Origin of the sequence: Streptomyces glaucescens (assembly GCF_002154375.1) — a bacterium.
Lineage (GTDB): Bacteria > Actinomycetota > Actinomycetes > Streptomycetales > Streptomycetaceae > Streptomyces > Streptomyces glaucescens.
Genome location: NZ_MUND01000320.1, coordinates 1 through 8,224 on the forward strand (window position 1 = coordinate 1; position 8,224 = coordinate 8,224).

At 70.0% G+C, this 8,224-nt stretch carries 7 protein-coding genes and 1 pseudogene; 4 read left to right on the forward strand and 4 right to left on the reverse strand.

Translation table 11 applies throughout. The annotated features are described in order from the left end of the window. On the forward strand, positions 1–311 hold a 311-nt coding region (locus CCN42_RS21125; RefSeq protein WP_211294761.1), incomplete at its 5' end, for a barstar family protein. 524 nt (positions 312–835) lie between these two features. Here CCN42_RS21125 and CCN42_RS21130 read toward each other — a convergent pair. Then, positions 836–1,447: a DUF6000 family protein gene (locus CCN42_RS21130; protein ID WP_086737874.1), complete on the reverse strand. Its 612-nt coding sequence runs from the start codon at positions 1,445–1,447 to the stop codon at positions 836–838. 260 nt (positions 1,448–1,707) lie between these two features. Between CCN42_RS21130 and CCN42_RS44620 the strand changes: the two are divergent. Next, positions 1,708–1,824: pseudogene (locus CCN42_RS44620) on the forward strand (IS982 family transposase); the annotation flags it as partial. 16 nt (positions 1,825–1,840) lie between these two features. On the opposite strand, the gene CCN42_RS21135 reads toward CCN42_RS44620, so the two are convergent. Both CCN42_RS21135 and CCN42_RS21140 read right to left on the reverse strand, forming a co-directional pair. Continuing rightward, positions 1,841–2,527, reverse strand: coding sequence for a response regulator (locus CCN42_RS21135; RefSeq protein WP_044575544.1), 687 nt, complete (start codon positions 2,525–2,527; stop codon positions 1,841–1,843). Beyond that, entirely contained in the window at positions 2,524–3,822 is a 1,299-nt protein-coding gene (locus CCN42_RS21140) for a sensor histidine kinase (protein ID WP_086737835.1), read from the reverse strand. Before CCN42_RS21140 ends, CCN42_RS21135 begins: the two co-directional genes overlap by 4 nt. A gap of 221 nt (positions 3,823–4,043) precedes the next feature. On the opposite strand from CCN42_RS21140, the gene CCN42_RS21145 reads away from it, so the two are divergent. Next, positions 4,044–4,736 (forward strand): ABC transporter ATP-binding protein, encoded by a 693-nt coding sequence (locus tag CCN42_RS21145; protein ID WP_086737837.1) that lies wholly within the window; start codon positions 4,044–4,046, stop codon positions 4,734–4,736. Then, positions 4,733–7,150 (forward strand): ABC transporter permease, encoded by a 2,418-nt coding sequence (locus CCN42_RS21150; protein ID WP_086737840.1) that lies wholly within the window; start codon positions 4,733–4,735, stop codon positions 7,148–7,150. Before CCN42_RS21145 ends, CCN42_RS21150 begins: the two co-directional genes overlap by 4 nt. A 189-nt stretch (positions 7,151–7,339) precedes the next feature. On the opposite strand, the gene CCN42_RS21155 is transcribed toward CCN42_RS21150, so the two are convergent. Then, entirely contained in the window at positions 7,340–8,110 is a 771-nt protein-coding gene (locus CCN42_RS21155) for an SDR family oxidoreductase (protein WP_086737842.1), read from the reverse strand. Positions 8,111–8,224: the final 114 nt, after the last annotated feature.

Below are 8,224 nucleotides of genomic sequence, written 5' to 3' on the forward strand. Positions count from 1 at the left end.
GTGACCGGCCGGCCGGTCACGCCTATGAACTCGACGGCCGACACGTCACCGACGAACCGGGCCTCTACCTGGCACTCGGCGAGGCGGTGAACGGTCCGGGCGGCTACTTCGGCGGCTGCCTGGCCGCCCTCGACGACTGCCTGCGCGGCACCTTCGGCTACGCCGCCCCCGCAACCCTGCTCTGGCGGGACGCCGCGACAGCACGCAAGCACCTGTCCCAGGCCCTGACACCGGACGGCCAGCCCTACGACCTGTTCGGTGTGGTCCTCGATCTCCTGGCCGAGGGCGGCATGCACGTCACCCTGGCGTGAGCCGGTCCGCCCGCCGGGCATCGACCATGTCCGATTGGTTCCGAACCACCCGTCCACAGTGCCCCGGCCCCCGCTGCCCGCGCCCCGCCCGGCTGCTCGGAGCCTGGAGCAGGTGATGTCCCGGACGCGCAGGAAGGGGCGCCGCAAGATTGGTGGCCGGCGAGGCCGAGGCGGCAGGCCCAAGAGTGGCTCTACACGAGCAGGCACGCGGAGCCGGTCACCTTCTTCCCATGTTGAGGCCGATCTTGCGAAGAGTTTTTCCGACTTGAGCGTGGCGTGAAGTCGTCGAGCTCGGTCATTTCGACGAAATGGGCAAAGTCGCAGGGCGTCTGGGCAACACAAGGCCCGTCGGCGCGGCATTGCTGTGAGCTGCGGTCTTCCCACCTCGTGACTGCTTCGTCCGGGACGTCTTGATCCACTGCACCGTGACTTCTACTGCCCCGTCCTCCGCCCAGGAGCCCAGGGCCAACGTTGGGCTGACGTCACCCGAATACCGGCAGGACTACTGATCAGGGTCGTAGCCGTCATGTCGCGTCGGCACATTCGTCGACGAAGGCGCAGAGCCGACGAATGAGGCTCAGGTAGGTGACAGGGGCAGTGGTCAGCTGCATGTGGGATGCACCTTCGAGCCACTGCTGCCACAAGCCGCCCGGGACCAGGAAGCGGGCCGCTTGATCGCCTCCGAGATTCAGATCGATGTACAGGAGAGCGCCCATAGCCACGGTCTGGTCATACGCGAGGTCGGGACGGCGAAGGTAATGATCAAGGTAGGCGGCCAGCAGTCCGGCGTCACGCGGCGTTCCAAAACTGGCCAAGGCCACGCAGTAAGCCAGGCCAACACAGCAGACTTCGCTGGCCAGCAGGAGGCCCCCGAGGCGTTCACGGAACTCGGTTCGTTGGGAAACAGCTATGAGCCACGCCGCAGTCCGCCGCTCGCGCCACCCTCCCTCAAGGAGGGTAGCGATCTCCTCCGCAGTGATGACTCCCGCGTCCTCGCTTAGGCGTCGTACGAATCGGTCGTACTCGGGGCTTTGCAGGCGCAGCATGGGGCCGCCGAGCTTCAGATAGCGCCGCTCGGGCGTGACGTAGCGGCGAACCACAGCCAGCAGTTCGGGATCCTCGTGGGAATGGCGCATCACAGGGTCGATCCTGCCTCGCTGGTGCGCAACGAAGCCACCACTTCATGTTGTTGCTCCGCCCCAGCCACGCAGAGGGGCGCGCCTTTTCCGTGTCTTGGCCCACCTTCCGTATCCGAACGGCTCCCGCCCTGCACTGAGATACGACACCTACGGAACAAGTGCTCTGCTCCAGTACCGCGACAGCACCTGTGCGGGGGCGGCCGCGCAGCGGCAAAGGGCTGGCCGCCCCGCCTCCTTAACCCTCTTCGAGATCAGACCCTGCCGGGGTAGCCGTCCGCGTCGTGCGACGACTCCTCGCTCTGACCACCTCGATCTGGCACAACCACCGCACGGACCAACCAGTCATCCGGTCACTGACCGGCTATGACCACTGACCTTGCAAGCAATGATCTAAGCACCCCCGCCCGGGGCGATCAGCCCCGTCTCGTAGGCGAAGACGACGGCCTGGACGCGGTCGCGCAGGTCCAGCTTCGACAGGATGCGGCCGACATGGCTCTTGACCGTGGTCGGGCTGAGGAACAGCCGGGAGGCGAGTTCGGCGTTGCTGAGGCCCGTCGCGAGTAGGCGGAGCACCTCGAGCTCGCGCGGGGTCAGGCCGGACAGATCGCGGTGCGGGGCGATGGTCTGCGGTTCGTCGTGATGGGCGAAGCGCTCGATCAGCCGACGGGTGATCGTGGGCGCGAGGAGAGCATCGCCGGTCTGCACCAGGCGTAAGGCGGAGACCAGATGTTCGGGTGTGACGTCCTTGAGCAGGAAGCCGCTGGCGCCGGCCGTGAGCGCGGCGTAGACGTAGTGGTCGAGGTCGTATGTGGTGAGGATGATGACCCGCGTTCCGGCCGGGCCGGCGTCGCCGATGATGCGCCGGGTGGCCTCGATGCCGTCCATCTCCGGCATCCGGATGTCCATGAGGACGACGTCGGGCCGCGTACGGCGAACCGCTGCGACAGCCTCGGCCCCGTCGGCGGCTTCGGCCGTCACTTCGATGCCGTCCGCGGCCAGGATCATCTTGAAACCGGTGCGTACGAGGGCTTGATCGTCGGCGATGACGGCGCGCAGAGGTGGCCGGTCCGCAGTCATGCCGCGCTCCGTGGGATGCGGGCCGTCACCCGGTAGCCGCCGGTCGGCGTCGGTCCGGCCGTCAGCTTCCCCTCGTAGACGGCCAGCCGCTCGCGCAGCCCCATGTGGCCGCGGCCGTTGCTCTGCACGGGCGGAGAACCCTTGGCGCCACCGGTGTCCGTGATCTCGATCTCCAGACAGGCGTCGGTGTAACCAATGGCGACGGAGGCCTGCGCGCCGCGCGCATGTTTGATGGTGTTGGTCAGCGCCTCCTGTACGACGCGGTACGCCGCGAGGTCCACCCCCGGGGGCAGCGGATCCGGCGGCAGCGACACCCCGACGTCCACGGGCGTACCGGCGGCGCGTACTCGTGCGACGAGCGCGTCGAGCTGCGCGAGGCCGGGCTGGGGCTCCAGGCCGTCGGGCCTCTCGTGGTCCGGGGCGGACAGCAGGCCCATCACGTGGCGGAGTTCGGTCATGGCGGCCCGACCGCCCGCCTCGACGGCCAGCAGTGCCTCCTTCGACTGCTCGGGCGCCACGTCCATCACTGTGCGGGCCGCGCCGGCCTGGATCACCATCACGCTCACATTGTGGGTCACGACATCGTGCAGTTCGGCGGCAATGCGGGCACGCTCCTCCTCGACGGCGCGGCGCGTGGCCTCCTCCTGAGCAGCCTGCAGTTCTGTCACCCGGTCCCGGCTTGAGGCCAGCCGCAGTTGCAGAAAGCGGACGAGGCTGGCCAGCATTCCTGCCACCAGGAGCACGAATCCCGGGCTGGACCATCCGGGGAGCACTGGTTCCGCGTTGCGGAAAGCGAAGCCGGACAGCGCGGCGGCGATCACCAGGACGGCGATCGCCGCTATTCGGTAACGGCTGTGTACGACGGCGCTGTACGCGCCGATGACACAGGCCAGGACGGTGATCCAGGAGGCGGAGCTGGCGATGGCCAGTGCTGCGCCCAGCACCACCACGAACAAGGTCAGCGGATACCGGCGCCGGGCTGCCAGTGGCAGCGTCGACAGGACGACCAGGGCCCAGGGCACGGAGGAGGGCTCTTCCTCCACGGGCACCTGACCAGGGTCGGGTGGCGACGGCGGGGCCGGGACCCCGGTCCCGGCGTCCACCGGAGGGGGGTTGATGTTCACCGGCCCGTCGCCGGGATAGCGCACCGCCACGAACAGGGCAGTGACGGTCAGTGCGACCGCCAGCACCACATCGGCGCGCACCGCTCGCCGGGACAGTGGGGCGGCCTTCGCCTCCGGGCGTAGCGCGTCGATGAGTTGCTGATACCGGCTGCGCCGGTCTTCCGTCTCCACCCGTGCATTGTGCTGCGCTCTCCGCTCGGCCCGCGTCCGCCTGTCCGGCCAGGTCAGTGCCCCAACGGACTACTTCTCAGGTATGACTCCGCGGCCGAATCCTCCGCAGGAAGGACCTGATGTTGGTTCCGCGGCCGACGCGTCCCGTACGCGCCAGCCTCTAGGTTCGCAGGCCCGGCAACGGCATCTGCCTCTCGCGACCGTAAGGACGGACGACTCGTATGCATCAAGTGATCGAACTGGAGGGTGTGGCGAAGCGCTACGACAGCGCTGGCGCTCCGGCGCTCGGACAGCTCACACTCAGCGTCGCCAAGGGTGAGGCCCTTGCCGTGACGGGCCCTTCCGGCAGCGGCAAGTCCACGCTGCTGAACCTCGTCGCCGGCCTGGACAAGCCGACCGATGGCGCCGTGATCGTGGCGGGGCGACGGATCGACCAGTTGAGCGAGCACGCCCTCGCCAAGTTCCGTCGCGAGCACATCGGCATGGCCTTCCAGTTCTTCAATCTTCTCGACGACCTCACCGTCACCGACAACATTCAGCTCCCGGCCCAGCTGACCGGGACCAGTCGGCGCGAGGCCGCCGCCCGCGCGGGCGAGCTCATGGAGATGCTGGGGATCCAGAAGCACGCCCGCGCCTACCCGGGCCGACTGTCCGGAGGTGAACGCCAGCGGGTCGCGGTCGCCCGGGCCTTGGTCAACCGGCCCGCGCTGCTGCTCGCCGACGAGCCCACTGGTGCGCTCGACACCGCCTCGGGCCATGACGTCCGCGAGCTGCTGACGGATCTGCACCGCGCCGGACAGACCATCGTGCTGGTGACGCACGACCTGACGCTGGCGGAGGCATGCGCGAGCCGCACTGTTCACCTGGTCGACGGTCGCGTCGCCGTCGACTCCCGCACGCAGGCCGTCCGATGAGCCTGTTCGGCACCGGAGCGATGGGCCGGGTCGTACGTTCCGGCGTCGGCAGGCGACGGGTGCAGACCGTGGTGATCGCCGTGGCCACGATGATGGCCGTGGCGTCGGCGGTGGTCGCCGGGTCGCTGATGGTCGCCGCGGCCGCGCCCTTCGACCACGCTTTCGGGAGGCAGCAGGGTGCGCACATCACCGCCCAGTTCGATCCGGCCAGGGCGAGTGCGGCGCGGCTGGCAGAGACCGGCAAGCTGGCCGGCGTCACCGCAAGCTCGGGGCCGTACCCGTCCACGGCGTTCCGCCCGGTGGATCAGACGGGCTTCCAGTTGCCGACGCTGACCCTGGTCGGGCGGTCCGGTCCGGACGGAGACGTGGACCGCGTGGATCTGAAGTCCGGCCGGTGGGCTCAGAAGCCGGGAGAGATCGTGCTCGCCGCGTCGTTCGAGGGGCCCGCCATCGGGATCGGCGCCGCCCTGAAGGCTTCGGACACCACGAACGCCCCCACCCTTTCGATCGTCGGGTTCGCTGTGTCGGCCAGCGAGACCGCCGACTCCTGGGCGACTCCCGCGCAGGTCGAGGCGCTGGCTTCGGAGGGCGGCCCGGTCACGAGTCAGATGCTCTACCGCTTCGACTCCGCGAGCACGAAGGAGCAGATCCTCGCCGGCCGGAGGAAGCTTGCCGCCTCCGTGGGGTTTGGGGCGCTGCTGGGTACCCGGTCCTGGCTGGACACCAAACGCGCCGCTGACCAGGGTGCGGCGGCGACCGTCCCGTTCGTGATGGCTTTCGGTGTGCTCGGCATCGTGATGTCGGTGATCATCGTCAGCAGTGTGATCAGTGGCGCGGTCGGCACCAGCCTGCGCAGAATCGGCATTCTCAAGGCGATCGGCTTCACCCCACGCGAGGTCGTACGCGCCTACGTGGCCCAGGCGCTGATTCCGGCCGGTGCCGGCGTCGCCCTGGGAGTCGTCCTGGGGAACCTCATGGCAGTGCCGCTGCTCTTGGACACCGAGGCGGTGTACGGCGGCGTCTCGCCTTCGGTGGCCTGGTGGGTGGACGTCACGGTGCCGGCCGCCCCCCTGGTCATCGTGGGGCTCGCGGCGCTGATTCCCGCACTGCGGGCCGGAAGACTGCGCACGGTCGAGGCCATCGCGGTCGGCCGGTCGCCGCGCACGGGGCGCGGCCAGTGGGCGCACCGGGCGATGGGGCTGCTGCCGCTGCCGCGACCGGTGACCTACGGCCTCGCCATCCCCTTCGCACATCCGGCCCGTACCCTCGCGATGCTGCTCGCGGTGGCGTTCGGTACGGTCGCGGCGACCTTCGCAGTAGGGCTGACCTCTTCCCTTGCCGCGGTCGGCACCTCACAGGACCCCGAGAGCCGTGCCGCGGTCACGGTCACGACCACCAAGCTGAACAACGTCGCTCCCCCTCCGCCTCCTCCTGCGGGGGGCGGCGTGGCAGGCCCGTCCCCCGTAGGCGGCGGTGTGGCAGGCCCGTCCGAACCCAGTGTCGCCGACCCGGCGAGGGTGCGGTCTGCCATCACGTCGCAGGCGGGCACCAGGTCGTACTACGGCAAGACCCGGACCGAGGTCGCCGTGGCCGGGATCTCCGGCTCGGTTCAGGCCAGCCTCTACGAGGGCGCATCGCGCTCCGGCAGCTACGAAATGATCTCCGGGCACTGGATCACCGGCAGGGGGCAGGCCGTGGTGCCCACGCGCTTCCTGGAAAGGACCAGCACCAGGATCGGTGACACGGTGCGGGTGACCCATGAGAAGGAGACCGCGAACCTGCGGATCGTGGGCGAGTCCTTCGACACGTCGGGCAGCGAGCTGGAGATCCACGCGGACATGGCCAACTTCGCGTCGGCCGAGCCCAGTGCCTTCCTCGTCGAGGTGAAGTCCGGCGTCTCCGCCGACGAGTACGCCCAGAAGGTCGCCGCGATCGTACAGCCGCTGGGCGGCGACGCCACGACCAGCACCCCCACGGGGCAGGAGGGCGTCCTCCTCATCATGTCCGCGATGGCGGTGCTGCTCACCCTGATGCTGGTCTCCGTGGCCGGCCTCGGCGTGCTCAACTCCGTGGTCCTGGACACCCGGGAACGCATCCACGACCTGGGCGTCTGCAAGGCGATCGGCATGTCGCCACGGCAGGTCATCAGCCTCGTGCTCACCTCGGTGACCGCGATCGGCGTGATCGGCGGGCTGATCGGCGTGCCGACGGGGTACGCGCTGCACGGCTTCGTCATGCCGGTGATGGGGCGTGCCGTAGGCACCAGTCTGCCGTCGCCGGTCCTCGATGTGTACGAGCCTGTTCAGCTGCTCCTGCTGGGACTGGGCGGGGTCGTGATCGCGGTGCTGGGCGCGCTGATCCCGGCCGGCTGGGCGGCCAGGGTACGTACGGCCACGGCGCTGCGCACCGAGTAGCGTCCGGCGGAGCGCGAGCCGCTGGGGCATCCGCCAGGTCCGCGGGGTCGGCTGCCCGTACAGGCACCGGTGCCGATGCCCCCGTCCACGCAGGTCCTCTCGAGAACGGAAGACCCGGACGGGGGCCGGCAGCGCGAAGCCGTGCGGGGCATCGGCGCCCCGCCGCTTCCTGGCTGCGCCCTGGCGGGGTCAGCGCTGTCGGGTCGGGCGTACGACGATCTCGTTGACGTCGACGTCGGACGGCTGGGCGAGGGCGTAGGAGACCGCCCGGGCAACGGCGTCGGGGGCGATCGCGTGGGCCCGGTAGGCGCGCATCGCCTCGGCGGCACCGGGGTCGGTGATGGTGTCGGCGAGTTCGGACGTGACGACGCCCGGCGAGACGGTCGTGACCCGGATGAAGGGGGGTGATTCCTGGCGCAGGCCCTCGCTGATGGCCCAGGCCGCGTACTTGGTGGCGCAGTAGACGGCGCCGGTGGGCACCACCTCGTGGGCGCCGATGCTGGCGACCGTGACGAAGTGCCCGGAGCCCTGCGCGGTGAAGACGGGCAGTGCTGCGGCGATGCCGTGCAGCAGGCCGCGGACGTTGACGTCGATCATGCGGTCCCACTCGTGCACGAGCAGGGAGTCGAGCCGCGACAGGGGCATGACGCCGGCGTTGGCGACGAGGGCGTCGACGCGGCCGTGGTGGTCGCGGGCGGCGCGGACGAAGGCGTCGGTGTCCGCGCGGTCGGTCACGTCCAGCCGTACCGGCTGGAGACTGCCGCCGGAGCGGTCGGCCGCCTCGGCCGTGCTCTGCTCCAGTGCCCGCAGGCGGTCGGTACGGCGGGCACCGGCCACCACGTGGTGTCCTTCCGCCACGAGGCGCGCGGCGAGGGCCGCGCCGATGCCGCTGCTGGCGCCGGTGACGAGGACGACCTTGCCGCCGGCCGGTTCGGTGCTGTCGAGGTGCTGTGTGGTCATGGCTTCGAGGCTGGCCCGGGCGGAGCGGCGGCGGGAGAGGCGGTGTCCTCCTGGGTGTGGCGCACCCAGGCAGAGGGGTCCCGGCCGGACCTGGGTCGTGTCCGCAAAGTCCCG

Bases quoted from the DNA above. Each gene is read 5' to 3' on its own strand.
- CCN42_RS21130 (WP_086737874.1), bottom strand. From the start codon at position 1,447: ATGCGCCATTCCCACGAGGATCCCGAACTGCTGGCTGTGGTTCGCCGC.
- CCN42_RS21135 (WP_044575544.1), bottom strand. From the start codon at position 2,527: ATGACTGCGGACCGGCCACCTCTGCGCGCCGTCATCGCCGACGATCAA.
- CCN42_RS21145 (WP_086737837.1), top strand. From the start codon at position 4,044: ATGCATCAAGTGATCGAACTGGAGGGTGTGGCGAAGCGCTACGACAGC.
- CCN42_RS21150 (WP_086737840.1), top strand. From the start codon at position 4,733: ATGAGCCTGTTCGGCACCGGAGCGATGGGCCGGGTCGTACGTTCCGGC.
- CCN42_RS21155 (WP_086737842.1), bottom strand. From the start codon at position 8,110: ATGACCACACAGCACCTCGACAGCACCGAACCGGCCGGCGGCAAGGTC.